This window comes from Actinoplanes sp. NPDC051343 (assembly GCF_044455125.1).
Classification (GTDB): domain Bacteria; phylum Actinomycetota; class Actinomycetes; order Mycobacteriales; family Micromonosporaceae; genus Actinoplanes.
This window is the reverse complement of sequence record NZ_JBITEL010000001.1, coordinates 258,647-281,710: the sequence shown is the minus strand read 5'-3', so window position 1 is coordinate 281,710 and position 23,064 is coordinate 258,647. Positions and strand designations below refer to the sequence as shown.

The 23,064-nt window shown below is 71.2% G+C and carries 24 protein-coding genes; 11 read left to right on the top strand and 13 right to left on the bottom strand.

Translation table 11 applies throughout. The features are described 5' to 3' along the window. Position 1: 1 nt before the first annotated feature. A complete protein-coding gene (locus tag ACIA5C_RS01225) occupies positions 2 to 388 on the top strand; it encodes a DUF6394 family protein (protein WP_396049974.1) in 387 nt (128 codons plus the stop codon). Between the two features lie 80 nt (positions 389 to 468). Beyond that, positions 469 to 2,109 carry a potassium channel family protein gene (locus ACIA5C_RS01220; protein ID WP_396049972.1) on the top strand — a complete coding sequence of 547 codons (1,641 nt, stop codon included), beginning with the start codon at positions 469 to 471 and terminating at the stop codon, positions 2,107 to 2,109. Between the two features lie 59 nt (positions 2,110 to 2,168). Here the strand turns inward: ACIA5C_RS01220 and dacB are convergent, their stop codons facing one another. Continuing rightward, a complete protein-coding gene (gene dacB, locus ACIA5C_RS01215) occupies positions 2,169 to 3,746 on the bottom strand; it encodes a D-alanyl-D-alanine carboxypeptidase/D-alanyl-D-alanine-endopeptidase (RefSeq protein WP_396049970.1) in 1,578 nt (525 codons plus the stop codon). 100 nt (positions 3,747 to 3,846) lie between these two features. Continuing rightward, positions 3,847 to 4,560 carry a DUF4142 domain-containing protein gene (locus tag ACIA5C_RS01210; protein WP_396049967.1) on the bottom strand — a complete coding sequence of 238 codons (714 nt, stop codon included), beginning with the start codon at positions 4,558 to 4,560 and terminating at the stop codon, positions 3,847 to 3,849. A 192-nt stretch (positions 4,561 to 4,752) separates the two neighbouring features. On the opposite strand from ACIA5C_RS01210, the gene ACIA5C_RS01205 reads away from it, so the two are divergent. From ACIA5C_RS01205 to ACIA5C_RS01195, 3 genes are all read left to right on the top strand, one after another. Then, a complete protein-coding gene (locus tag ACIA5C_RS01205) occupies positions 4,753 to 5,493 on the top strand; it encodes a DUF4142 domain-containing protein (protein WP_396049965.1) in 741 nt (246 codons plus the stop codon). A 70-nt stretch (positions 5,494 to 5,563) separates the two neighbouring features. Further along, on the top strand, positions 5,564 to 5,797 hold the full coding sequence (locus ACIA5C_RS01200; RefSeq protein WP_396049963.1) for a hypothetical protein: 234 nt from the start codon (positions 5,564 to 5,566) through the stop codon (positions 5,795 to 5,797). Between the two features lie 4 nt (positions 5,798 to 5,801). Then, entirely contained in the window at positions 5,802 to 6,308 is a 507-nt protein-coding gene (locus ACIA5C_RS01195) for a MarR family winged helix-turn-helix transcriptional regulator (protein WP_396049961.1), read from the top strand. Between the two features lie 4 nt (positions 6,309 to 6,312). On the opposite strand, the gene ACIA5C_RS01190 is transcribed toward ACIA5C_RS01195, so the two are convergent. Then, entirely contained in the window at positions 6,313 to 6,717 is a 405-nt protein-coding gene (locus tag ACIA5C_RS01190) for a nuclear transport factor 2 family protein (RefSeq protein WP_396049959.1), read from the bottom strand. Positions 6,718 to 6,783: 66 nt separating this feature from the next. Between ACIA5C_RS01190 and ACIA5C_RS01185 the strand changes: the two genes are divergently transcribed. Further along, complete coding sequence (locus ACIA5C_RS01185) at positions 6,784 to 7,455, top strand: TetR/AcrR family transcriptional regulator (protein ID WP_396049957.1); 672 nt, start codon at positions 6,784 to 6,786, stop codon at positions 7,453 to 7,455. Here ACIA5C_RS01185 and ACIA5C_RS01180 read toward each other — a convergent pair. From ACIA5C_RS01180 to ACIA5C_RS01170, 3 genes are read right to left on the bottom strand one after another with little or no spacing between them, the layout of a single operon-like run. Beyond that, positions 7,384 to 8,994, bottom strand: a complete 1,611-nt coding sequence (locus tag ACIA5C_RS01180) for an ABC transporter permease (RefSeq protein ID WP_396049955.1) — start codon at positions 8,992 to 8,994, stop codon at positions 7,384 to 7,386. The two genes, ACIA5C_RS01185 and ACIA5C_RS01180, sit on opposite strands and share 72 nt — an antisense overlap. Beyond that, on the bottom strand, positions 8,991 to 9,914 hold the full coding sequence (locus ACIA5C_RS01175) for an ATP-binding cassette domain-containing protein (RefSeq protein ID WP_396049953.1): 924 nt from the start codon (positions 9,912 to 9,914) through the stop codon (positions 8,991 to 8,993). Before ACIA5C_RS01175 ends, ACIA5C_RS01180 begins: the two co-directional genes overlap by 4 nt. Beyond that, the gene (locus ACIA5C_RS01170; RefSeq protein WP_396049951.1) at positions 9,911 to 10,549 is read right to left on the bottom strand and encodes a TetR/AcrR family transcriptional regulator; all 639 of its coding nucleotides are present in this window, start codon (positions 10,547 to 10,549) and stop codon (positions 9,911 to 9,913) included. Before ACIA5C_RS01170 ends, ACIA5C_RS01175 begins: the two co-directional genes overlap by 4 nt. A gap of 97 nt (positions 10,550 to 10,646) precedes the next feature. On the opposite strand from ACIA5C_RS01170, the gene ACIA5C_RS01165 reads away from it, so the two are divergent. The 4 genes from ACIA5C_RS01165 to ACIA5C_RS01150 all read left to right on the top strand — a co-directional run bounded on the left by ACIA5C_RS01165 (position 10,647) and on the right by ACIA5C_RS01150 (position 14,727). Beyond that, the gene (locus ACIA5C_RS01165) at positions 10,647 to 10,991 is read left to right on the top strand and encodes a sigma factor-like helix-turn-helix DNA-binding protein (RefSeq protein WP_396049949.1); all 345 of its coding nucleotides are present in this window, start codon (positions 10,647 to 10,649) and stop codon (positions 10,989 to 10,991) included. 123 nt (positions 10,992 to 11,114) lie between these two features. Further along, the gene (locus ACIA5C_RS01160; protein ID WP_396049947.1) at positions 11,115 to 13,223 is read left to right on the top strand and encodes an MMPL family transporter; all 2,109 of its coding nucleotides are present in this window, start codon (positions 11,115 to 11,117) and stop codon (positions 13,221 to 13,223) included. Continuing rightward, positions 13,184 to 13,918 carry a response regulator transcription factor gene (locus ACIA5C_RS01155; protein WP_396049945.1) on the top strand — a complete coding sequence of 245 codons (735 nt, stop codon included), beginning with the start codon at positions 13,184 to 13,186 and terminating at the stop codon, positions 13,916 to 13,918. The genes ACIA5C_RS01160 and ACIA5C_RS01155 overlap by 40 nt, the downstream gene beginning before the upstream one ends. Continuing rightward, positions 13,915 to 14,727, top strand: a complete 813-nt coding sequence (locus ACIA5C_RS01150) for a sensor histidine kinase (RefSeq protein WP_396049944.1) — start codon at positions 13,915 to 13,917, stop codon at positions 14,725 to 14,727. Before ACIA5C_RS01155 ends, ACIA5C_RS01150 begins: the two co-directional genes overlap by 4 nt. Here ACIA5C_RS01150 and ACIA5C_RS01145 read toward each other — a convergent pair. The 6 genes from ACIA5C_RS01145 to ACIA5C_RS01120 are packed head-to-tail and all read right to left on the bottom strand — an operon-like array spanning position 14,724 to position 20,852. Then, the gene (locus ACIA5C_RS01145; RefSeq protein WP_396049942.1) at positions 14,724 to 16,526 is read right to left on the bottom strand and encodes a sensor histidine kinase; all 1,803 of its coding nucleotides are present in this window, start codon (positions 16,524 to 16,526) and stop codon (positions 14,724 to 14,726) included. The genes ACIA5C_RS01150 and ACIA5C_RS01145 overlap by 4 nt on opposite strands. Beyond that, entirely contained in the window at positions 16,523 to 17,203 is a 681-nt protein-coding gene (locus ACIA5C_RS01140; protein WP_396049941.1) for a response regulator, read from the bottom strand. The genes ACIA5C_RS01145 and ACIA5C_RS01140 overlap by 4 nt, the downstream gene beginning before the upstream one ends. A gap of 20 nt (positions 17,204 to 17,223) precedes the next feature. Further along, positions 17,224 to 18,453: an ABC transporter permease gene (locus ACIA5C_RS01135; protein ID WP_396049939.1), complete on the bottom strand. Its 1,230-nt coding sequence runs from the start codon at positions 18,451 to 18,453 to the stop codon at positions 17,224 to 17,226. Further along, a complete protein-coding gene (locus ACIA5C_RS01130) occupies positions 18,450 to 19,151 on the bottom strand; it encodes an ABC transporter ATP-binding protein (RefSeq protein ID WP_396049937.1) in 702 nt (233 codons plus the stop codon). The genes ACIA5C_RS01135 and ACIA5C_RS01130 overlap by 4 nt, the downstream gene beginning before the upstream one ends. Next, the gene (locus ACIA5C_RS01125; RefSeq protein WP_396049936.1) at positions 19,148 to 20,263 is read right to left on the bottom strand and encodes an efflux RND transporter periplasmic adaptor subunit; all 1,116 of its coding nucleotides are present in this window, start codon (positions 20,261 to 20,263) and stop codon (positions 19,148 to 19,150) included. Before ACIA5C_RS01125 ends, ACIA5C_RS01130 begins: the two co-directional genes overlap by 4 nt. 4 nt (positions 20,264 to 20,267) lie before the next feature. Next, on the bottom strand, positions 20,268 to 20,852 hold the full coding sequence (locus ACIA5C_RS01120) for a hypothetical protein (protein WP_396049935.1): 585 nt from the start codon (positions 20,850 to 20,852) through the stop codon (positions 20,268 to 20,270). Between the two features lie 144 nt (positions 20,853 to 20,996). Here ACIA5C_RS01120 and ACIA5C_RS01115 point away from each other — a divergent pair, with 144 nt between their 5' ends. After that, on the top strand, positions 20,997 to 22,340 hold the full coding sequence (locus ACIA5C_RS01115; RefSeq protein WP_396049933.1) for an FAD-binding oxidoreductase: 1,344 nt from the start codon (positions 20,997 to 20,999) through the stop codon (positions 22,338 to 22,340). Positions 22,341 to 22,346: 6 nt separating this feature from the next. Here ACIA5C_RS01115 and ACIA5C_RS01110 read toward each other — a convergent pair whose 3' ends face one another. Continuing rightward, complete coding sequence (locus tag ACIA5C_RS01110) at positions 22,347 to 22,985, bottom strand: TetR/AcrR family transcriptional regulator (protein ID WP_396049932.1); 639 nt, start codon at positions 22,983 to 22,985, stop codon at positions 22,347 to 22,349. Positions 22,986 to 23,064 lie beyond the last annotated feature (79 nt).

Below are 23,064 nucleotides of genomic sequence, written 5' to 3'. Positions count from 1 at the left end.
CATGAGCCTGGAAAAGGTGGTCTTCGGCTTCTTCGTGCTGCTGGCGGCGACGCTGAACTTCGGGTTCTTCATCGGCGACATCTCCGACCCGGCCGTGCACAGTGTCTATGAGCTGTTCGCCGCGCTGGTGGTGAGTCTGATCGCGACGGTGTTGAAGTTCGGCGACCGTACCCAGCTCGGTGCTGTTCACCTGGCCACGAGTCTGGTCGCCGATCTGCAGCTGATCGCGGCCGGAGTGACGTGGGCGTTCGCCACGCAGGTGTCCAAAGGGGGGCTCGACGCCGAGGCGACGGCCGCGGTGGTGTCGCTGTCCGGCGGAGCGCTGCTGGCCAACCTCGTCTCGGTCGTGCTGCTGGTGATCGAGACCGTCTCGTTCCATCGCCGATGACCCGCCACCGGCATTGGCGGCGCCGGATCTCCGCGCGGTACCCGGACGCGTCGCCGACCATTTTCCTTATCCTGCGGCGGATGCGCGCGCCGCTGATCGTGCTCATCGTGATCTTCTCGGTCAGCGTGCTCGGCATGTCGCTGGTGCCGCCGGGGATGGGCATCTTCGACGCGTTCTACTTCATGAGCTACACCGCCACCACGATCGGCTACGGCGAACTGCCGGGCCCGTTCTCCGGCGCGCAACGGATGTGGGTCATCGCGTCGATCTACCTGACCGTCGTCGGGTGGGCGTACGCTATCGGCTCGCTGCTCACCCTGCTTCAGGACCGTACGTTCCGGCAGGCGATCGCGCTGCGCCGGTTCACCCGCACGGTGACCCGGCTGCGCGAGCCGTTCCTGCTGGTGGCCGGCTACGGGCAGACCGGGCAGCTGCTCGGCCGGGCGCTCGACGCGCTCGGCCGCCGCCTGGTCGTGCTGGACCAGTCGGCCGAGCGGGTGGATGCGCTGGACATCGATTCCTACCACGCCGACGTGCCGGGACTGGCCGGCGACGCGACCGACCCGCGCACCCTCGACCTGGCGGGCCTGGAGCATCCCTGCTGCGAGGGCGTACTGGCACTGACCGACGACGACGAGGCCAACCTGGTGGTCGCGATGACGGCCGCGCTGATCCGGCCCGAGCTGCCGGTCATCGCGCGCACGGTGTCGCCGGTGATCGAGCAGCGGATGCGTGCGTTCGGCTCGCCGACCGTGGTGAACCCGTTCGACCGATTCGGTGACCGGCTACGGCTGGCGTTGCACGCGCCCGCCTCCTACCAATTGCTTTCCTGGCTGGTCGGCGGGCCGGGCGCGGAGCTCGAAGAGCCGGGCCGGACACCGGCCGCCGGGCGCTGGGTGGTCTGCGGGTACGGGCGGTTCGGCCGCAAGTTCACCGAGGATCTGCGGGCCGACGGCCTCGAGGTCACCATCATCGATCCGGCCGGGCACGAGGACGAACCGGGCGTGATCGTGGGCGACGCGTCCGATCCGGAGGTGCTGGGGCAGGCCCGCCCGGAGGAGGCGGTCGGTTTCGTCGCGGGCACCGACAACGACACCACCAACTTGTCACTGATCGCCGCCGCCCGGGCCCGCAACCCGCGGCTGTTCCTGGCCGCCCGGCAGAACCGCCCGGCCAGCGCACCCCTGTTCGCGGCGCTCGACATCGACTGGGTGCTGGTTCCGGCCGAGGTGGTGGCCCGGGAAATCTACGCCCAGCTGAGCAGCCCGCTGCTGTGGCGCTTCCTGCAGGACATGCCGGCCCGCGGCGACGAGTGGGCGGCCGGGCTGCTCGACCGCCTCCAGGCGCACTGCGGCAGCCGCCTGGGCAGCGTCTGGAAAGCCACGCTCACCGAAGCCGAGGCGCCGGCGCTCGGCCCGTGGCTGCGCGGCGGCGACGCCCGCCTGGGAGACCTGGTCCGCAGCCCGCGGGACCGGGACCGGCCGGTGGCCGCGGTGCCGCTCATGGTGCTGCGCGGGCACCAGGCCATTCTCGGCCCGGCCGACGACGAGCTGGTCCACGACGGCGACCAGGTGCTGTTCGTAGGCCATCCGGCCGCCCGTCGAGCGCTCCTGGAGACGATGACCGACCGGCCGGTCAGCGAATACGTGCTCTACGACCGCAACGTGCCCGGCGGCTGGTTGTGGCAGCGGCTCACGCGCCGGACACCGCACGCCGACTGAATGCCGGCAAGTGCCACCCGGTCGATCGCCGAGTCATCGCAGCACCGCGTGCGTTGCCGTCAGCAGGAACCCGGCACCCAGGAACACTCGACCTCTTCACCCTTGCGGGTGACCACGTGCGGCTTGACCTCGACGCTGTTGAGCCGGCGCTGCATCAGCGTGGCCGACTGGGTGGCGCCCGAGCTGGCCAGCGCGACCGCGGCCCGGTCGAGGATGTCGGCGACGCTGGCCGGCGCGGAGTTGGACACCGAGGAGAAGACGAGCGTGCGGCCGGCCGCGTCCTTGACGTAGCCGGACAGCGCGTTGACGCCGGTCAGGGTGCCGGTCTTGCCGTGCAGGTTCTCCGCCGCCGGGGTGCCGGCCATCCGGCTGCGCAGCGTCCCGCCGACCAGCGGGTTGGGGTCACCGGCGATCGGCAGCGCCGCGTACCACGTGGCGAACCACGGGCGGGCCTGCGCCGCGTTGAGCAGCGTGCCGATCTGGCGCGTGGTCAGCCAGTCGCGCCGGCTCAGGCCGGAGCCGTCACCCATGCTGATCTTGCTGGTGTCGACGCCGAGGGCCTTGAGGGCCGCGGTGGACGCGGCGAGCCCGGTCGACCAGCTGCCGGCCGACCCGGGGGTCCTGGCCCGGCCCATCGCCTTGGTCAGCAGCTCGGCGTGCCCGTTGTTGGAGAGCTTGAGGAACGACGGCAGCAGCTGGGCGAGCGTGATCGAGGCGTGGTCGGTGAGCAGCGTCGTGCCGGTGGCCGGCGTCGTCCCGGTCGTGGTCACGCCGGTGATCGTGACGCCGTGCCGCTTGAGCGCGTCGCGGAACACGCCGATCGCGAGCTTGGTCGGGTCGGGCACCGCGACCAGGCTGGAGTGGGCGGCACCCTTCAGCGGGACGGAACCGCTGACCGTGACCGTGTTGGTGCCGTGCGCCCGGGTCGCGGTGACCGTGTCGGCCGAGCCCTGCTTGCCGGTGACCGTGTGGTTGACGATCGTGACGACCGAGTTGGCCGGGGTCACGGCCAGCACGCCGGCCTTGCCGGCCGCGGTGCCGGGCTTGTCGGCGATCGAGAGGGCGCCGGTGTTGAAGTTGGAGTCGGCGGCCACGGTCAGCGCCGAGACCGGCGCGTTGTCGAAGTACGTCTCGTCCTGCCACGACCAGTCCAGCCCGAGCGGCACGTGGTCGAACCAGGTGTCGTCGGCGTTCAGGGTGCCGGTGAACTTCTTGACGCCGGTCTTGGCGACCGCGGCGGCGACGGCGTCGACCTGGGCGTACGTCATGGTCGGGTCGCCCTGCCCGTGCAGGTAGAGGTTGCCGGTGACGGTCGTGCCGCTCTTCTTTCCGGAGTAGCGGGCGACGGTGTGGAACTTGTAGCCCGCTCCGAGCACCTCGAGCGCCGCGGCCGAGGTCATGAGCTTCTCGTTGGAAGCCGGGATGACCCGCTGGTCGGCGTTGTGCGAGTAGACGACCGCGCCGGTGGCGCCGTCGACGACCAGCATGCCGGTGGTCGACCCGGCCAGGCGTGAGTCGGCGAACACCTGGTCGAGGGTGGCGACCAGGGCGGCGTCGGAGGTCGTGTCGGCGGACGCGGCGTTCACCGCGGACAGCGCGAAGACGGTGCCTGCGGCAGCCACCGCGGTGACGGCCACGGCGGCGAGGGTACGGCGGGACAGGCGCATGACACTCCGCGAGAGTAAAGATGGTCAACGGCGGCGCACATCGTCCCACAGCGCTCTCGGCCGTGATCCGTCAGACTTTTGAACGGCGGATCCGGACGGCGGTGATCGCCGCGACGGCGGCGGCGCCGATGGCCAGTAGCCAGAGCACCGTGGGGGAGAGCGGTGGCGAGATACCGGCGTCGGCTTGGGCCATGCCCATCGTGGACAGGTCCTGGGCCGGCGGGATCGCGGCCGGGGCCAGCTTCTGGTACTGCACCAGGCCGGTGCTCTCCAGGATCTGCATGTAGCCCATGACGGCGACGTTGGCCTGATCGGCCAGGTCGCGGATCACCGAGCTGCGGGTCGAGGAGCGGACCTCGCCGATGATCGGGTAGAGGAACCCGTACGCGTCGCGCAGCGAGTTGACGAACAGTTGGTCGAACTGGGTTCCGTCGGCCGCCCGCAACTGATCGAGTGTGCCCTGCTGCTGTGCGGTCGGTGCGGAAGGGATGGTCGCGCCGAGCTTCCTGGCCGCGTCCACGGTCAGTTGATCGAGCTTGCCGTTCCCGTCGGCGATCTTCTGGCCGGCCTGCTGGATTTTCGGTGTTGTGCTGTTCTGGGCGGCGGCCTGCCCGGCTGGTACCGCCCACAGGCCGCCCTGTCGCAGGCCGATCAGCAGCGTCATGTCGGCCGCGTTCAGCCGGCCCGGCCCGTCCGCGGCGGCTTGTGCGGGCGCCGACGACACGACGAGAGCGGCGATTGCCGCGACGGCGACGGCTGCCGTACGCGCAATGAGCGGTGACATCGAACCTCCACGTGGGCGGGACCTCGGGCGGTAGTACGCGCGTGGCCGTAGAAACGTTCGACTGTGCACCTGATTTTTCGCGTTTCAGTGAGACTGCCAGGGATGGCGCCCCTATTTAGGTGCAGGTATGAACTCTCCTGGGATCGTGGCCGTACTACGGGGCGGCAGTTGACCGACCAGCTGGAGGTACCGATGTCACCCTTGATGCGCCGCGCGGCCGCGCTGGCCGTCGCCGCGATCACCGCCCTGATCGTGGTGCCGGCGCGAGCCGGCGCCGACCCGGCGTCGACGCAGTTGGGCGTGGCCGACATGACCCTGCTCAACGGCGTACGGCAGGCCGGACTGTGGGAGATCCCGGCCGGGCAGATGGCCGCTCAGAAGGGCACCACGGCGCAGGTCCGGCAGGTCGGCCAGATGATCGCGACGCAGCACGTGCAGCTGGACCAGCTGACGGTCGACGCCGCGAACAAGTTGGGTGTGACGCTGCCGGCCACGCCGACCGCCCAGCAGCAGGGTTTCCTGACCCAGTTGCAGGCGGCCAAGGGCATCCAGTTCAACCAGCTGTTCGTCACCTTCCTGCGCGGCACGCACGGCTTCATCTTTCCGGTGATCTCGGCGGTACGGGCGTCCACCCGGAACGAGGTCGTGCGGAAACTGTCCGATCAGGCGAGCATCTTCGTGATGCATCACATGCAGATGCTGGAGAGCACCGGGCTGGTGCGGTACGCGATGTTGCCACCGGCCGCGATGACGGCCGATCAGGATCTGGCCGCGGCGGGAACGGCACACGCCGGTGGCGCGCCGCCGATCTCCTCGACACTGCTGTGGCTGCTGGCAGTCGGCATCACGGGTATCGCGGGGATCGCCGCCGTACGGATCATGCGCGGCCGCCGTCCGGCGATCGACCCGCGGGCCGGAGCGGTGCGTAGCTGAGCCCGGCTGCATACGCGGGCGGGCGACCGAACGGGGAACCAGCGATATGCGGCACGCGGGAGGATCGAACATGGCCACGAAAACGGGTACGGGGAAGGGGCTCGGCGAGCGCCAGGTCGGCGGGCTGCCGATCACGTCGCGGACGTCTCTGTCGCTCAGCCGGGTCTTCGTGGCCGAGACGGCCCGCTCGCTCAGCGGCCTCGACGAGGACGTGACACGACGCGGACATCAGCCCCACCGCAGCCCTCCGCTGAGCCCGCCGCCGCCCTGCGAGGCCAGCGGCCTGCGGGTCGTGCCAGAGTAGGCCCGTGACATCACAGACTGCCCTGTCGCCGGGTGAGGCGGAGGTGGTCGGCGCGCTGCTGGCGCTCAGCCGCGCCTTCGTCGGCGTCGCCGCGCGGACGTTCAGTGGTCTCGACCAGGACGTGACGCTGCCGCAGTTCCGGACCCTGGTGGTACTGGTCTCGCGGGGCCCGCAACGGGTCGTCGACCTGGCTCAGGAGCTGACCGTCACGTCCTCCACGGCTGTGCGGATGTGCAATCGCCTGGTCGGGAAGGGACTGGTGGCGCGTGAGGAACGCCCGGAGGACCGCCGCGCCGCCTGGATCGTGCTGACCCCGGTGGGCCGCGAGTTGGTCGGCGAGGTGATGCGGCGCCGCCGGGAGGCGCTGGCCGCGGTCATCTCCGAGCTGTCGCTCACCCGCCCGCTGGCGTTCGCCTCAGTCCTCAACGCCGTGGTGGAGGCGGTCGGTGAGGTGCCGGACCCGCAGTGGTGGCGGCAGTGGCAGGAAATGGACGTGGCGGCGTCCTCCTGACGGTTCAGCGTGCCGGCTCTTTCGGCGAGACATCGCGCGACAACTGTTCCACCCGGTGCAGCCGCCCATCCGGGGCCAGCTCACCGAACATGTAGATCTCCGTCGCGATCACCTGCCCGCGGCGCATCACGGCGGTGAGCGTGTATCGGCCCGCGACCCGGCCTGCCGAGGTGAGGGTCTGGTGGACCTCGACGTGGATCTCGTCGACGTTGCGGCGGCCGGATCTGACGTGGGCGAGCAGTCGTTCGCGGCCGAGGTCGATGCCGTCGTTGCGGAGCACGAAGTCGTCGGTGTGGTAGCGGCTGAACACGACCGCGGGTTCCTCGTCGCCGAACGCGACCTCATGCGGGTAGCGCCGGAGATATCCGGTGAGGTCGTCGCCGGGTGTCCGGAAGTGGGGCTGGGCCATGACGGCACCTTCCAATATCTCTTACATGTGTGTCTAAGATAAGCGGGGCGCTTACGCTTGGCAACCATGGCCGATCCGGAGGTGCCCCGAGTTCGTAAGCGGCGGACGGACGCCGAGCGCAGCCGTGCCGCTGTGCTTGATGCGGCCATCGCTCTGCTGGCCCGGCGAACGGACGCGAGCGTCGAGGACATCGCAGCGGCGGCCGGTGTCGTCCGGCAGACCGTGTACGCCCATTTCCCGTCGCGCAGCGTCCTGGTCGACGCGGTGATCGAGCATCTGACCGCCGAGACGACGACCCGCCTGGAAGCGCTCGATCTGACGACACCGCCTCCCGACGAGGCGTTACAGCAATGGCTGGAAGCCACCTGGAGCCTCATCGAGCGGTATCCGGTCCTGCTCAGCCCCGCCATCGCCGAAGCCGCGCCGGCTACGGACGAGCTCGAGCGCCACGAAACCGTCACGACACAACTGGCCGAACTGCTCCGTCGTGGCCGCCGGACCGGTGTATTCGACAAGAGCTGGCCGGAGTCGTGGATGGTGGCCACGGTCATTGCTCTCGGCCACGCCGCCGCCCAGCAAGTGGCGACCGGCCGGATGAGCGGGCATGAGGCCGGGGCGGCTTATCGCGGCGGTGTCATGCGCCTTCTCCTGACCCGACCCGGTCCATCAGCTTCGCGGCACGTCCCGGCGGCGGAAGAAGAGGAACCCAGCGGCGGTAAGCGCGAAGCCGACCAGTAAGAGCGCCGCCACGCCACGGGCGTGGACTGCCGTCAAAGGAGGATCGCCGAGGTGGGTGGTCGGAGCAAGGTTGAGCACCCATCGCGTAAATCTGAGGCCAGGGCCCAGTAAGGCGATGAAGCTCGCTCCCGCGAATCCGGCCCAGGCGAAGGCGAACCCGCGAGGCCACCGGCCGAGGATGGCCAGCGCGAGGCCGGCGAACACCAGTTCCGCCGGCAGGTAGTCCGCACCGGCCCGCACGACAGCGCCGAATTCGGCGGCATTTCCGGTCGACCACGCGGTTGTCAGCGCGAGGACGAGCGACGGGACGAAGACGATCAACGCCAGACCGGCTGCGATGACGGTGCTGTGGACGATCAGCCAGCGGATCCGGCCGAGCGTGCCGGCGAGCCGGGCCTCCAAGCGGCCGTCCGCCTCTTCGGCGCGGAGGGTCCCTACGGCCTGGATGACGTACCCGGCGGCGATGAGCGCCAAGTAGAGCTGCGTCGCGGCGATGAAGCCGTCCAGCGGCCGGCCGCCCTGGATGCCCATGGCCTCGGCCAGCCGGGGATTGCCGGCCATCGCGCCGAGGAACTGTTGGGCCAGCGAGCCCATCATCCCGGCCAAGATGAGGCCGCCGGCCAGCCAACCGGCGGTCGCCGGCCAGTGAATCCAGGCCGCGAAGCCGGTCGGCCGTCGCCGGAACCGGGTCGCCCGGGCCGGGCCGGCACCGCTTCGCAGCGGCGCGCTGCCGACGTCGCGGCGGGCCGCGAGCCACACTGCTGCGCCGCCTGAGCCGAGCCCGGCGGCCGCCGGAAGGGCGAGCACCCACCACCGCTGAGCGCCGAAGGGCGCGGCCTTCTCCGCCCACCCCAGCGGGGACAACCAGGTCCACCCGGTGTTCGTCGCGTCGCCGGCGCCGCGCAGGACGTACGCGCCGGCCAACGCGATCAGGCTCCAGGTGTAGACGCCGCGCGCGTACGGCACCAGTTGCGCCGCCAGCGCCGCTGTCCCGGCGAACGCGAACGCCAGTGCGCCGAGCGCCGAACTGTAGAGGATCGACCCGGACGTCGGGACGCCGGCGAGCCGCAGCCCGATGGCGAACAGCACGGACGTGGCCAGAATCGCCGCCGTGGCGACGACGAGAGCCGCGAGAGGCGGCTGATGGCGGCCGATCCGGCCGCCGAGGATCGTCTCCAGCCGGCCCGTTTCCTCCTCGCGCCGCGTCGAGCCGGCGACCAGTCCGACGCCCAGGAGCGGGAGCAGAAATGAGGCGAGGAACCCGAACTCGTCCTGGATCACGCCCCCGAGGCTGTCGATACCCTCGACCCGGCCGTTGATCGCGACCAGCGCGCTGCCGGCCGTGACGGCCTCGGCATAGGCGTGGATCTTCGCCGGCGTGTCGTAGAGCCGGGCGACGGCGGTGGCGGTGGCGGTCATGCCTGCCGCGAGGCATGCTGCCCACAGGAGGATGCTGCGGCGCCGCGTCTGCCAGATGATCCACGTCATCGTGCTCAGCCCGCCGTGGCCGGGTGATGCCGCCGGGTGCCGGGTGTTCATCGGGTGGCCTCGAGGGCAGTTTCGCCGTAGGCGCGCAGGAACAGGTCGTCCAGGCTGGGTGGAGCCACGGTCAGGGTGTTGATCCCCGCGGTGTGCAGCTTGCCGATCGTCGCGTTCAGGTGATCCGCGTCGACCGTGAGCCGGGTGTCGACCGATCCGTTCAGCCGTTCGCAGGCCCAGTCGGCCACGCCGGGTTCGGCCGCCATGTCGTCGGGTTCCCGGGCGGTGATCGCGTGCACTGACGTCCGGGTGTGCCGGCGCATATCGGTGAGGCTGCCGGTTGCCACGGTGCGCCCTCGGCGGATGATGCTCACCCGGTCGGCCAGCGCCTCGACCTCGGCGAGAAGGTGGCTGGAGAGCAGCACTGTGGCGCCGTCCTGCTTCCGCTCGCGCACGCACTGCTGGAAGACCTGCTCCATCAGCGGGTCCAGACCGGACGTCGGCTCGTCGAGGACGAGCAGGTCCACGTCCGCCGCCAGCGCGGCCACGAGCGCGACCTTCTGCCGGTTGCCTTTGGAGTAGTCGCGGATCCGCTTCGTCGGATCGAGATCGAAGCGTTCGATCAGGCGCTCGCGGCGCTTCTCGTCGACTTTGCCGTGGGTCGCACCGATCACGTCCAGGCATTGGCCGCCGGTCAGGCCCGGCCACAGCGCGACGTCGCCGGCGACGTACGCCAGCCGGGTGTGCAGTTGCGTGGCCCGCCGCCAGGGGTCGGCGCCGAACAGTTCGACCTGACCCGCGGTAGCGCGCATCAGCCCGAGGAGGATGCGGATGGTGGTCGACTTACCCGCCCCGTTAGGACCGAGGAAGCCGTGCACTTCGCCCGGGTGCACGGTGAGATCGAGTCCGTCGAGGACGCGAGCCTTCCCGAATGTCTTGATGAGTTGCCGGATGTGCACGACCGCGGTGGAGTGACTCATGAGGGCTCCTCCCTGGGCGTGGTCACGAACGCGCCCTCGGTGTAGACAGTGGTGACCTCTTTCGCCCAGCGGGTGACGCCCTCCGGCGTGAGCGGATCGACGCCGATCGCGGCGGCGACGTGATTGCGGAGCAGAACCAGCGCGAGGTCGTTGACGAGAAGAAAAGCCGCCCGGATCGCCGGATCCTCACCGGGCCGAGCGGCACCGATCTCGGTCATGGCGTCGAGCAGCCGGCGAGTGAGGGAGTACCACCGGCCGAACAGGGCCGCGCCTGCCGGGTCGTTGGTGAGCAGCAGCCGGCGCAGGTAGGCGGGCAACGGCGAGCCGTGCGGGAAGACCCGCGCGAACATCTCGGCCAGGGACATGACGCTGTCGCCGGTCAGCATGTCGGCCACCGCCTGCTCGTCCATCTCGAACAGCGCGTCGAAGGCCTGCCCGGCATAGTCGTCCACCGCCGCGCGCAAACCTTCCTTGCTGCCGAAGTGATGAACCACGAGCGCCGGCGACACGCCCGCCGCGGCGGCGATCTCCCGCACCGTTACGGCGTCGTGTCCCCGCTCGGCGAACAGCCGCAGCGCGGCATTGCGGATGTTCGCCTTGCCCGTAAGGTCACCCTCGTCGACGACTGAACGCATGTTCAGTACACTAAACAGCTGTACAGCACTGGTCAAGACGTAATCGGCTGACTACGCCGCGGGTGCGCACTGGAGCTCGGCCGGGCAGCCGACCAAAGTGCTTCAGGTGCCGCCCACACATGCCCTCTCCGCCGCCACCGGCCGCCGCCGTCATCGCGCGAAACCGAGCGCCGAACAGGCCATCCTGGCGTGCCGAATCGAAGAGATCCTGCGGGATCTGCCGCCCGCGCATCGCGAGATCCTGGTCGCGACGTACTTTCGCCGGCAGACGACGCGGCAGGCCGCGCGGCAGCTGAAGATCACCCACGAGGACGCACGCCGCCGTGTCTATCACGCGACCCGGGAGCTCACGGCCGCCATCGTCGCTGCCCGGCTGAGCCGCCCGGACGAACTGCCACCGACCGACCCCGGCCGCTGGCGTCGCGGCGCGTTCGCTCGCTGAGCGTTCGTCGCCCGGTGGCAGCGGACGACCGTCAGGCAACGGTCAGGTGCGGCGACAGCCGGTCGTCAGGTGCGGGCGGTGTGATGAGGCGCCTCGATCACCGACCTGTGGGAGTTCACCGTCATGGCCGCATTGCTCAGCCGTATCGGTTCGTGGGCCTATCGACGCCGCTGGGTCGTCCTGGTCGCCTGGTCGGCCGTCCTGGTCGCCGCCGGGGTGCTCGCCGGCACCACCGGCGGGTCGTACGAGGACGATTACTCCCTGCCCGGCTCCCGTGCCGAACAGACGCTGAACCTGGTCGACCAGGAGTTCCCGGCCTCGTCCGGCGTCAGCGCCGAGGTGGTGTTCGTCGCGCCCGACGGCCACCGGCTGACCGAGCGCAAGGCCGTCATCGAGCATACGGTTGCCGCCGCCGCGAAAGTGCCGCAGGTTTCCCGGGCGGTGGATCCGTTCACCGCGAGGACCGTCGCGCCGGACGGCCGGGTCGCTCTGGCCTATGTGTACTACGACGGGCACCGCGCCGACCTGACGGCCGATTCGCTCCAGGTGCTGTCGAACGTCTTCCAACCGGCCCGGGCGGCCGGACTGCGGGTGGAGATCGGCGGGTCGGCGTACGGTGGCGTCCCCGGCGCCGGTGGCAACGGCGCCGAGGGCGCGGGGTTGCTGATTGCCATGGCCGTTCTCGTCGTCACGTTCGGTTCTCTGGTGGCGGCCGGGCTGCCACTGCTGACCGCGCTGCTCGGGGTGGGCGTCGCGGTCGCCGGCCTGGCCACGGTCGCGGGCCTGACGAAGGTGCCGACGACCGCGCCGGCCATGGCGCTCATGCTCGGGCTGTCGGTCGGGATCGACTATGCGCTGTTCATCGTCGGGCGGCACCGGTCGCAGCTGGCGTCCGGCATGCCCGCACCCGGGTCCGCCGCCCGCGCGATCGGCACGGCCGGCACCGCCGTGGTGTTCGCGGGCCTCACCGTCATCATCGCCCTGACCGGATTGACCGTCGTCGGAATCCCGTTCCTGACGGCTATGGGGCTCGCGGCGGCCGCCGCGGTGCTCATCGCGATGCTGGTGGCGGTCACCTTGATCCCGGCCGTCCTGGGCTTCGCCGGTGAGCGGCTGCGCCCGAGGGCCGGCTCCCGGGCCGTCCGGCGTGAGGCCGCAGCCGATCGGCCGGCCATGGGTGCGCGCTGGGTCGGACTGGTCACCCGGCGGCCACTGGTCACCACGCTCGCTGTGGTCGTCGTGCTCGGCGTGATGGCGGCACCGGCGGCGGAGCTGCGGCTCGCGCTCACCGACAACGGTTCGGCGCCGGCGACCAGCACGCAGAGGCAGGCGTACGACCTGACGGCCGCCGCGTTCGGACCCGGCTTCAACGGACCGCTGCTCGTTCTCGCCGACGTGGCGGAGGAGACCGACAAACAGGTCGCGGCTACGGCCCTGGCCGACCGGCTCGGTGCGGTGGACGGGGTGGCCGCGGTCGGACGCCCGCAACTGTCCGCCGACGCCCGCTACGCGCTGCTGACAGTGATTCCGAGGACCGGGCCGCAGGACGAACGTACCGAAAAGGTGGTGACCGATCTCGAGGCGGCGGGTGGTGAATCCACCCGGGTCACCGGCGTCACCGCCATCGGCATCGACATTTCCGGCCTGCTGCGCGACTCGCTCGTGCCCTTCGCTCTGATCGTGGTCGGCCTCGCCGCCCTGCTGTTGATGCTGGCTTTCCGGTCGCTGGTGGTGCCGCTGAAGGCGGCGCTGGGCTTCCTGCTGTCGGTCGGGGCGACGCTCGGCGCGGTGGTCGCGGTGTTCCAGTGGGGCTGGCTCGCCGATCTGATCGGAGTCTCGCGCACCGGGCCGGTGATCAGCTTCATGCCGATCATCCTCATGGCGGTGTTGTTCGGCCTGGCCATGGACTACGAATTCTTCCTGGTCAGCCGGATGCACGAGGCGTACGCGAGGAGCCGCGACCCGCACCGCGCGGTCCGGGAGGGATTCCGGGCCTCGGCCCGGGTGGTCGCGGCGGCAGCCCTGATCATGGTGTCGGTCTTCGCGAGCTTCATCCCCGGCGGCGACGCCACGCTGAAGCCGATCGCCTTCGCGCTCACGATGGGCGTCCTGCTGGATGCTTTCCTGGTCCGGATGACGCTCGTGCCGGCGGTGCTGACGCTGGCCCGGCGCGGCGCCTGGTGGCTGCCGCGATGGCTGGAACGGGCGTTGCCCGTCCTCGTGGTGGAATAGGGCTCGTGGACAGCATCCTGGTGGTGGACGACGACCGAGGGCTGCGCGAGTTGCTGCTGTCTGCGCTGCGGTTCGCGGGATTCCGGGTCGAGGCGGCCGGCGACGTACCGGCCGCGCTCGCCGCGATCGAGGCGCGGACGCCCGATGCGATCGTCCTGGACGTGATGCTGCCGGGCACCGACGGCTTCGACCTGGTGCACCTGTTGCGCTCGCGGGGTGTACACCTGCCGGTGATGTTCCTGACCGCCCGCGACGAGCTCGACGACCGGGTACGCGGGCTGCGCCTGGGCGGCGACGACTACCTCACCAAGCCGTTCGACGTGGTGGAGGTCGCCGCGCGCCTGGAGGCACTGCTCCGGCGTTCCCGCCGCGTGGCACCTGCGGAGCCGGAGGGGTTGTCGCGCTGCGGCGATCTGGAGATGGACGAAGCCCGGCACCTGGTGACCCGGGCCGGGCGCCCGATCGAACTTTCTCCCACCGAGTTCCGGCTGCTGCGCTACCTGCTCGCCAACACCGGTCGGGTGGTCTCCAAGGCGCAGATCCTGGACCACGTCTGGCAGTACGACTTCGGCCGCGACGCCGGTGTGGTCGAACGCTTCATCTCCAACCTGCGTCAGAAGATCGACTCGGGCGGCCCGTCGCTCATCCACACCGTACGGGGCTTCGGATACAGCCTGCGGCCGGCGCCGCAATGATCGCGCCGTCCTCGCGGTGGCGGACCGTCCTCGTCCTGCTGCTCGCCGGCCCGCGAGCCGCCGCGTTGAGCGCCTCCCTCCAGCGCACACTCGACGCCCAGCGGCGGGCCGAGGACCGGCTTCGCAGCTTCGTCGCCGACGCCAGCCACGAGCTGCGCACGCCGCTGGCCACCGTGCACGGCTGGATCGACCTGTACGTCCAAGGCGGCCTGACCGACCCGCACCAGCTCGACCACGCCATGGAACGGATGCAGGCCGAGGTGGGCCGGATGCGGTTGCTCGTCGACGAACTGGCGCTGCTGGCCCGACTCGACGCGGCCCAGCCGCTCGACCGCACGCCGGTGGACGTGGTGGCGCTGGCCGGCGAGGTGGTCGACGACGCCCGGGTGGTGAGCGCCGACCGGGTCATCACCCTCGACGGGGCGGCGGAAGCGGTCGTCGAGGGGGACCGCCCGCGCATCCAGCAGGTGCTGCGCAACCTGGTCGGCAACGCCGTGCAGCACACCCGGGCCGGCACCCCGGTCACCGTGACCGTCAGCTCGGAGCCGGGGCAGGTGGTCGTCGCGGTGCATGACGAGGGTGACGGCATCGCGCCGGAGCATCTGCCGCGCGTGTTCGAGCGCTTCTACCGCGCCGATCCCAGCCGCAATCGCGACGGCGGTGGCTCATCGGGTCTGGGTCTGGCCATAGTGGAGGCCATCGTGTCGGCCCACGGCGGGACGGCCGCGGTCACCTCGGCGCCCGGGGAAGGCACCACCGTCCGGATAACCGTCCCGGCAAGGCCCTCTACCACGACCCAACGAGGCTAGAACGGTTCAGCCGGAAGCCGAATCGTGAAGAGGGTGCCGCGGCCGGGCTCGCTCTCGACCTCGATGGTGCCGCTGTGGGCCTCGGTCAGCCGGCGCGCGATCGCCAGCCCGAGTCCACTGCCGCCGGTGGCTCGGCTGCGCGACCCGTCGGCCCGCCAGAACCGGTCGAAGACCTTCGGCAGGTCGGTCGCGGCGATACCGCTTCCGGTGTCCCGTACGGAAATGGTGCTGCCGTCCGCGGCAAGGGTGACCGAGCCGCCGGGCGGGGTGTGACGGATGGCGTTCGAGACCAGGTTGCCGACCACCTGCCGCAGCCGCACCGGATCGGCCGACACCACCGGATCGCCGGTGACCTGAACCTCCAGCCGAACCGCGGCCGCCTGCGCGTTGCCCCAGTGGCCGGCCGCCACCTGCGTCAGCACGTCGCGCAGCGACGTCGGTTCCGGGTCGATCCGCAGCGTGCCCGCGTCGGCGGCCGCCAGATCGCCGAGGTCGTCGATGATGTGCTGGAGCAGCAGGGCTTCCTCGTGCAGCATCCCCAGCAACTGGGCGTCGGTCGGCGCGAGGTCGTCCTGGGCCGCCTCCAACCAGGTCCGGATGTTGCTGAGCGGCGTCCGCAGTTCGTGCGCCACGTCGCTGACCATCGTGCGGCGGCGCTCGGCGGAGTCGTTCAGGGCGCGGGCCAGGCGGCCGATCTCGTCGCGGGTCGACACCGGGGCCGGCCCGTGCAACTCGGCCGCGTCAGCGAGGTTGCGCAGCGGCCGCACCAGGCGCCGACCGACCAGTACCGTCACCGCGATGGTGGCGAGCAGGACCGCGCCGGTGACGCCGGCGATGCGGCCGATCCCGGCGCTGGAAAGGCTCAGCGTGGTGCGACCGGTGCCGGCCGCGGTGACGAACAGCAGCGCGCGGGGTGCCACGTACGGGCGGAGTTGGGTCCTGCGCTCGGATTCGACGCAGCCCTGCACGACGTCGGCCGGTCCAGCCGGTTCGAACATCGACGGCGGCTCGATCTTGACCTGTTCGTGCACGGTCCGCACCAGCTGCCACGGTCCCAGATAGGCCCGGAAGGTCGGCGTGATGCGCAGCTGCGAGGCGCGGTCGCCGAGGTCGAGGCAGCGGGCGGTCAGCTCGGTCAGCGTCTGCAGCGCCTTCTTCTCGGCCGGGCTGACCAGACTGTCGAGTTCGAAAGCGCATCCTTCGGTCGCGGAGCGGGTCAGCGGTTCCTCGGCCCGGGGCCGCACGGTGGTGACCACGACGGTCGGCCGGCCGGTCTCCGCGAACCTGACGACCCCGTCGTAGCCGAGCTTGTTGAAGCAGACCAGCACGTGCCGGGCCACTTCCTTTTCGATATAGCGGTCCTCGTACGGCACGACGTAGGGTCCGACCGCCCGTTCGTCGATGCGCTGGGAACCGCCGGTGAGCCCCAGGTCGACGTCGAGCGCGTCCACCACCGCCGACGGCCGGATGGCGGCCAGCGGCGGGCCGGCCTGCGAGTCGAGGATGACCCGGTGGTCCTCGGTCGTCAGCGTGATGCGGCGCCCGAGCCGGGCGGCGCGGGAGCGCACGAGGGCCGCGGCCCCGGACCAGTCGCGGTGGGTCGCGGCATAGCCGACCAGGGCCTCGTACGCCGCCCTCTCGTCGGCGACCGCGACGCCCTGCTCATGGCTGATCGCCCGGGTGGTGGTGGTCGCGGCCAGCCAGGCGGTGGCCGAGATGGCGGCCAGCGCGATCACCACCGAGGTGACCAGCAGCCGGGTGATGAGGCTGTGCCGCAGCGGCACCCGATGGGCGGTCACGGTGCCAACTTGTAGCCGATGCCGTGAACGGTCAGCAGGTGGCGAGGCCGTCGCGGATCGGCTTCGACCTTGCGGCGCAGGTTCCTCATGTGCACGTCGATGGTGCGCTCGGTGGAACTGCGGTCGATGCCGCGGGTGTGGTGCAGAAGCTGCGCGCGGGTGAAGACCCGGTCCGGCTGCTCGGACATGGCGGCCAGGATCGCGAATTCCCCGCGGGTGCACCGGATCGGCTCGCCGCCGACCGTCACGTGGTGTCCCACGAGATCGATGCCGATCCGCCCGATCTCGCGGGTGGCCGGCGAGGCGGCGCCGCGCGAGGTGCGGCGCAGCAGGGTACGGACGCGGGCGACCAGTTCCCGCGGGCTGAACGGCTTGGTCAGGTAGTCGTCGGCGCCGAGCTCGAGCCCGAGCAGCAGGTCGCTCTCGGTGCTGCGCGCGGTGAGCATCAGCACCAGCACATCCGACTCCTGCCGCAGTGTCCGGCACACCTCCAGGCCGTCCAGCCCCGGCATCATCACGTCCAGGATCAGCAGGTCGGGCCGGTCCCGGCGGGCGGTGTCGAGCGCCGCCCGCCCGTCGTGCACCACGATCGTCTCGTGGCCGGCCGCGACGAGGTAGCGGCGGATGCCCTCGGCGTGCCGGTGATCGTCGTCGGCGACCAGGATCTTCGCGTCCATGCCGCGGATGTTAGCGCCGGTCATACGCTGGACAAGGCCTCGGTCGGGGCCAGCCGGGCCGCCCGCACCGCCGGATAGACCCCGGCCAGCACGCCGATCGCCAGGGCTCCGCCGAGGCCGGCGACCGCCGCCGCTTCGGGGACGGTCACCGGCCAGCCTTCGAGGGTGGCGTAGCCGGCGACGGCCAGCGCGCCGGTCAGCACCCCGGCTCCTCCGCCGAGCGCCGACAGCACGACCGACTCGGTCAGGAACTGGATCCGCACCTGGCCCCGGTTCGCCCCCAGCGCGCGGCGCAGGCCGATCTCGCGCCGCCGCTCCAGCACCGAGATGTACATCGTGTTGGCCACCCCGATGCCGCCGACCAGCAAGGCGATCCCGGCCAGCCCGAGCAGCAGCGAGCTGAACGTCTGTCGCACGGCCTGCCGGGCGGCGAGCGCGTCCGAGGGCCGGCTGACCAGCACGTCGCCCGGATGTTCCGGGTCGGCCGTGGCGGCCAGCACCGAGCGCACCGCCAGCACCTGGGCGTCGGTGGTCTGCACATAGATCCGGGTCGGGTGCCCGTCGAAGCGCAGCCAGCGGGCGGCCGCGTCCCAGCCGATCATCGCCGAGCGGTCGATTTCGGGGCAGAGCGGCACCGGGTCGAGGATGCCGATCACGGTGAACCGATGCCGCCCCAGGTAGACCTGAACCGGCTGGGCGAGGTCGACGCCGGTGAAGCCCAGCCGCTGCGCGGCGACCGAGCCCAGGACGACGGTCGGCAGCTGCTCCATGGCGGGGTCGAGGAAGCGGCCCGTGCGTACCCGCCCGTCGACCGCCGCGAGCAGGTTGGCCTTGGTGGCGACCACCGCGATGGCGTTGTAGTCGCCGGTGCCGGTCCTGTCGGAGCGGGCGACGTTCACGCCGAAGTCGCCGGTCGCGCTGGCCACGGTCACCGGCGCGATCCGGGACACCATGTCCACCGCCTCGACCGGCAGCTTGATCGGCGGATCGTGGTTGGGTGCCGGCGTGACCGTGAGCCGGTTGGTGCCCAGGGCAGCCAGTTTCCGGTCGAGTGCCCGCTGGCTGGATGCCGGAATCCCGGTGACCAGCACGAGGGTGGCGATGCCGATCGCGATGCCCAGTGCCGACAGGGCGGCTCGCACCTTGCGGGTGCGGATCCCGAGAAGGCCCAGTCCGACGAGGTCGGCCGGGGCCAAGCGGACCGGTGCGGCATCGCGGTCCAACGGCGCTTCGTGACGCGTACGCCTCAAGCCCGGTCACCTCCCGCCGTGACCGATGCGGCGGAGTCGGACACCAGCCGGCCGTCGAGGATCCGGATCTGCCGGGGCACCCGGGCGGCCACGTCGTGGTCGTGGGTGATCAGCGCGATCGTGGTGCCGCCGCGGTTCAGTTCGGTCAGCAGCGCCAGCACGGCCGAGCCGGTGGCTACGTCGAGTGCGCCGGTCGGCTCGTCGGCCAGGACCAGCGCGGGCTGGTTGACCAGCGCCCGGGCGATCGCCACCCGCTGCCGTTCGCCGCCGGAGAGCTGTTGCGGATGGTGGCCGGCGCGGTGCGTCAGGCCGACCCGCTCCAGGGCGGCCAGCGCGAGTGCGCGGCGATGACGGCGGTGCACGCCGGCGTAGAGCAGGCCGGTCGCGACGTTCTCGGTCGCGGTGAGCCCGTCGGTGAGATGGAACTGCTGAAATATGAAGCCCAGCCAGCGGCCGCGCAGACTCGACAACTGCCGGTCGGACATCCCCGTCACGTCGCGGCCGCCGATCCGCACCCGGCCCTCGGTCGGCCGGTCCAGTGTTCCCATGATGTTCAGCAGGGTCGACTTTCCCGAGCCGGACGGTCCGAGGATGGCGACGAACTCCCCTTCGTCGATCCGCAGCGAGACCTCGCGCAGCGCGGTCACGTCCTCGCCGTAGCGACGGGTGGCGTTCGAGATCTCCAGCACCGCGGTCATGACGTCGTCACCACCCGGGTGCCGACGGCGATGCCCGCGCCGGTGATCTGCACCATGCCGTCGGCGAACAGGCCCACCCTCACCGCGGTCAGGGTGCCGCCGGCGATCTGCACGCCGTAGCCCCCGCCGCTGAGCGCCAGCAGTGCACCGACCGGAACGGCCAGCACGTGGTGCTCAGTGGTGCCGGTGAACCGGACGTCGACGGCGGCCGAGCTGATGTCCCGGATCGCCGACGGCTTGTCGACCGCGACGACGACCTGCACCTTCGGGCCGTCGGAGCTCGCATCTCCGCCGTCGGCCGAGCCGGGCTGCACGTTGCTGCTCACCGAGCTGATGGTGCCGCCGGTGACCGCGCTGTCCGGCAACGTGATCTGCACCTTCTGGCCGGCCCGGAGGTCGTCGGCCCGGCCGGCGTCGATCTCGACCGAGACCGCCTTGTCCTGATCGCTGATCGCCATCAGGTTGCCGGTGGCGTCGTCGCCGAGTTGGGCTGCCGCCGCTCCGACGCGCACCTTGCCGGGCAGCACCAGGATGTCGCCGAGCGTCACGGTTCCGGTCGGGGGCCGTACGCCCTCGGCCGCCTGCCACCGTTTCACGGCCTCCTTGAGGGCGGCCGTGAAGACCCCGTCCTTGCTCGTGACGACGATCGGCTGCCCTTTCCCGACCGTGGCCGAGGTTCCCGGAGCGGGTTGGCGGCCGATGTCGTAGCCGAGCGCCCGCAGGTTGTCGGCGAGCACCTTGACGTCGCGGCCGACCGTGCCGACCGCGTCGATGTCGCGGAACATCGGCGACGACCCGTAGAAGAGGCAGACCGGCCGGTCGCCGACCCGGTAGAGGGTCCCGCCTCGGGCGATCACGCTGCCCGAACGCGGCAGCCAGGTGAGCACCCCGGCCTCGATGCCGCGCAGCGTGCGCTGTTTGCGGTAACCGACCGTGCCGCTCTCGGTCCAGTAGTCGGAGAGGTCGGTGCGGACCACCGTGGCCGTCGCCACCGTGGCCGCCGCCGGTGGGCGGGCCGGCGAGTCGACGCGGGCCCGGGCGTGGACGCCGTAGGCGGCACCGCCCACCGCCAGCACGCCGGTGATGAGGGCGATGAGGGTCCTCGTCCGCACGGCGCTACTTCTGCGTGAAGGCCGAGATCTCGCACTGGCGCTGGATCTCCACCCCGGAGTCGCTGTTCGCCTTGTCGAGGTTGGCCTTGGTCTCCGGCGCGACCCAGATGCTGGCGTCGTCGGTTCCCGACTGCCGGATCTCCATCGACAGGCCGTGGCTCCGGTCGCACTGCAGTTCCGTGCGGAGGTCGTCAGCGAAGTTCGGGTTCTGGTGCGGATCGAGTTCCGGTGCGTCCAGCGGCTCCTTGTCGGCGCAGGCGTCGACGGCCGGCTGGTACTTCTTCGGGTTCTTCTTGTAGCTGAGCAATGGGCCGCCCCCGTTCGGCGTCGGATCCGACGGCACGCCGTGCTGGGTCCAGCAGGCGTAGTACGCGTCGTAGGCGCGGTTGATCTCCTCCTTGGTCGCGCCGAGGGGAAGCTGCCGGAGGTCGTCGCCTTTCGATGCGGCCGCCGCGGCACTCGCCGACGTGGTGGCACCCGGGATCGCGGCCACCTGTGGCCCTGGGGCCTCCGAGTGGCCGCCGCACGCCCCGAGCGACAGCAGCAGCAGCGCCGCCGGCCCGATCGTCTTCAGGTTCTCTTTCCGCATGCGGTCAGCTTGGCGAGCCGATGTAAGCAATTTGTTAGCTGGGTCGATCTTTCTTCACGAGGATGCTTGCGGTCCTCGACAACGGTGCCCGCACCATGTTTATATGTACGCGCCGTACATATAGACCCGTGAACGGGGACTTCCTTGGTCAGCGACAGACTGCAGCAGCTCACCGCACGTCTGCCGGGGCGCGTGTTCCGGCCGGCCACCGACGAGTACGCGCGGGCGACGTCACCGCACAACGCCAGCGCGCGCCAGCGGCCGGCCGCCGTGGTCGCCGCGCAGGACGCCGGTGATGTCGCCGCATGTCTGCAGGCCGCCGCCGAAGCCGAATGGCGCGTCGCCGTCCAGGCCAGCGGCCACGGCGCAGCCGGTGAGATCGGCGCCGACACGCTGCTGCTCGACACTTCCCGGCTGAACCGGGTGACCGTGGACGCCGACCGGCGCGTCGTGACCGCCGGAGCGGGAACCGCGATGAGCGCCATCAACCAGGCCGCGTTCGCCCACGGCCTGCTCGCACCGGGCGGCACCTCTCCGGATGTCGCCGTGACCGGCTACACCGCGCACGGCGGCGTCGGGTGGCTCACCCGGCCGCACGGTCTGGCCAGCGCCGCGCTGCTGTCCGTCGACGTCGTCGACGGCACCGGGCGGCCGTTTCGCGCCGACGACGATCAGAACAGCGATGTGCTGTGGGCCTACCGCGGTGGCGGCGGTGCCGGCGTGGCGACCGCGGTGCAACTGCGTCTCTTCCCGGCGTCCGCCCTGCACGCGGGCTACCTGCTGTGGGACGCCGGGCACGCCGCGGAGGTCGTACGAGCGTGGGGACAGGCAGTACCGGACCTGGACTCGGCCCTGTCCACCTCGATCAGTTTGCTGCACGCACCGGCCGCGCCGTTCATCCCGGAGGCCCTGCGCGGCAAACCGGTCGTCCACCTGGCCGCCGCAACGGTCGGCGGTGAAGCCGCGATGCAGACGCTGCGCAAGGCCCTGTCGGCGCTCCCGGAGCCGGCCGCGAACACCCTGGGACCGTGCGACGCCGCTCGTCTGTCCGGCATCCACCTCGATCCTCCGGTAGCGGTTCCCGCGCTCGGAGAAGGACGCTGGCTCACCGCCTCCGCGGCGGAGCACGCTCTGCAGATCCTCGCCGCCGCCGGCACCGACTCGTCCGTGGCGATGGTGGAACTGCGCCACGTGGCCGCTCCCGCGAGCAGCGTGCCCGGCGCGCTGACATCACCGGGCGGGGAAATCCTGCTGCACGCCGTCGGCGCCGCACCGGACCCGGCCGCCCGGCGCCGCGTCACCACCGGCCTCGAGGCCGTGCTCGCGGCCGCCCGGCCGTTCGACACCGGGCACAGCGCGGCGGCGTTCCGCGACGGTCGGACCGCGACTCCCGACGCCCTGCCCGCCGACACGCGCACCCGTCTGGCGAGCATCCGGCGCCGGACGGATCCGCACGAACTCATCGTCGTGCCCCGGCAACTGCACTGACGATGCTCACGGCCGCACACCGGTCAGCAGGTTGCGGACGAGTTCGGCCGCCAGGTGCTCGGTCAGCGGCTCATGCTGCATCATCAGCCGGTACATGCACGCGCCCCACAGCTGGTCGCTGAGCACCTCGAGATCGACATCGGACCGGATCTGCCCGCGCTGCCGGGCGACCTGCAGCGCGGCGATGCCCACCGCCCGGCGAGGGACGAGGTAGACCCGCCGAAACGTGGCCGCCAGCTGCGGATCGGTCTGCGCGGCGCCGATCAGCTCGGCCATCACCCGTCCCGCCGCGGTGTCGCGCAACAGACGCACGAACGTGGTCACGTTCGCCGTCAGATCGGCCTCGATGTCGCCGGTGTCCGGCATGGTGAGCACGTCATCGACGCTCGCCGCGTACGCCTCGAAGGCCAGCACACCCTTCGTCGGCCACCACTTGTAGATGGTCATCTTGCTGGCCCCGGCGAGCGCGGCCACACGTTCGATGCTGAACCCGGCCATGCCTTCGCTGCGCAGCAACCGGTCCGCCGCGGCGAGAATCTGACTCCGCACCTGCTGCGCGGGACGCCGCCCGCGACCCGGGCGCGGCTCGGAGCGTACGGGGCTGTCCTGCTCTTCTTGCCCGGCGCTCGAGGGGTCCCTCACCATGCCGCGATGCTGCCACATCATCCGGCAACGGCGCTGTACGCCGCCGTTGACACCTAGCAAACCTATGCTTAGGGTTCCT

Excerpts from the sequence above, each read along its gene's own strand:
- ACIA5C_RS01225 (WP_396049974.1), top strand. The coding sequence starts at position 2 with ATGAGCCTGGAAAAGGTGGTCTTCGGCTTCTTCGTGCTGCTGGCGGCG.
- ACIA5C_RS01220 (WP_396049972.1), top strand. The coding sequence starts at position 469 with ATGCGCGCGCCGCTGATCGTGCTCATCGTGATCTTCTCGGTCAGCGTG.
- ACIA5C_RS01210 (WP_396049967.1), bottom strand. The coding sequence starts at position 4,560 with ATGTCACCGCTCATTGCGCGTACGGCAGCCGTCGCCGTCGCGGCAATC.
- ACIA5C_RS01205 (WP_396049965.1), top strand. The coding sequence starts at position 4,753 with ATGTCACCCTTGATGCGCCGCGCGGCCGCGCTGGCCGTCGCCGCGATC.
- ACIA5C_RS01200 (WP_396049963.1), top strand. The coding sequence starts at position 5,564 with ATGGCCACGAAAACGGGTACGGGGAAGGGGCTCGGCGAGCGCCAGGTC.
- ACIA5C_RS01190 (WP_396049959.1), bottom strand. The coding sequence starts at position 6,717 with ATGGCCCAGCCCCACTTCCGGACACCCGGCGACGACCTCACCGGATAT.
- ACIA5C_RS01185 (WP_396049957.1), top strand. The coding sequence starts at position 6,784 with ATGGCCGATCCGGAGGTGCCCCGAGTTCGTAAGCGGCGGACGGACGCC.
- ACIA5C_RS01180 (WP_396049955.1), bottom strand. The coding sequence starts at position 8,994 with ATGAACACCCGGCACCCGGCGGCATCACCCGGCCACGGCGGGCTGAGC.
- ACIA5C_RS01175 (WP_396049953.1), bottom strand. The coding sequence starts at position 9,914 with ATGAGTCACTCCACCGCGGTCGTGCACATCCGGCAACTCATCAAGACA.
- ACIA5C_RS01170 (WP_396049951.1), bottom strand. The coding sequence starts at position 10,549 with ATGCGTTCAGTCGTCGACGAGGGTGACCTTACGGGCAAGGCGAACATC.
- ACIA5C_RS01160 (WP_396049947.1), top strand. The coding sequence starts at position 11,115 with ATGGCCGCATTGCTCAGCCGTATCGGTTCGTGGGCCTATCGACGCCGC.
- ACIA5C_RS01155 (WP_396049945.1), top strand. The coding sequence starts at position 13,184 with ATGGCTGGAACGGGCGTTGCCCGTCCTCGTGGTGGAATAGGGCTCGTG.
- ACIA5C_RS01150 (WP_396049944.1), top strand. The coding sequence starts at position 13,915 with ATGATCGCGCCGTCCTCGCGGTGGCGGACCGTCCTCGTCCTGCTGCTC.
- ACIA5C_RS01140 (WP_396049941.1), bottom strand. The coding sequence starts at position 17,203 with ATGGACGCGAAGATCCTGGTCGCCGACGACGATCACCGGCACGCCGAG.
- ACIA5C_RS01130 (WP_396049937.1), bottom strand. The coding sequence starts at position 19,151 with ATGACCGCGGTGCTGGAGATCTCGAACGCCACCCGTCGCTACGGCGAG.
- ACIA5C_RS01120 (WP_396049935.1), bottom strand. The coding sequence starts at position 20,852 with ATGCGGAAAGAGAACCTGAAGACGATCGGGCCGGCGGCGCTGCTGCTG.
- ACIA5C_RS01110 (WP_396049932.1), bottom strand. The coding sequence starts at position 22,985 with ATGGTGAGGGACCCCTCGAGCGCCGGGCAAGAAGAGCAGGACAGCCCC.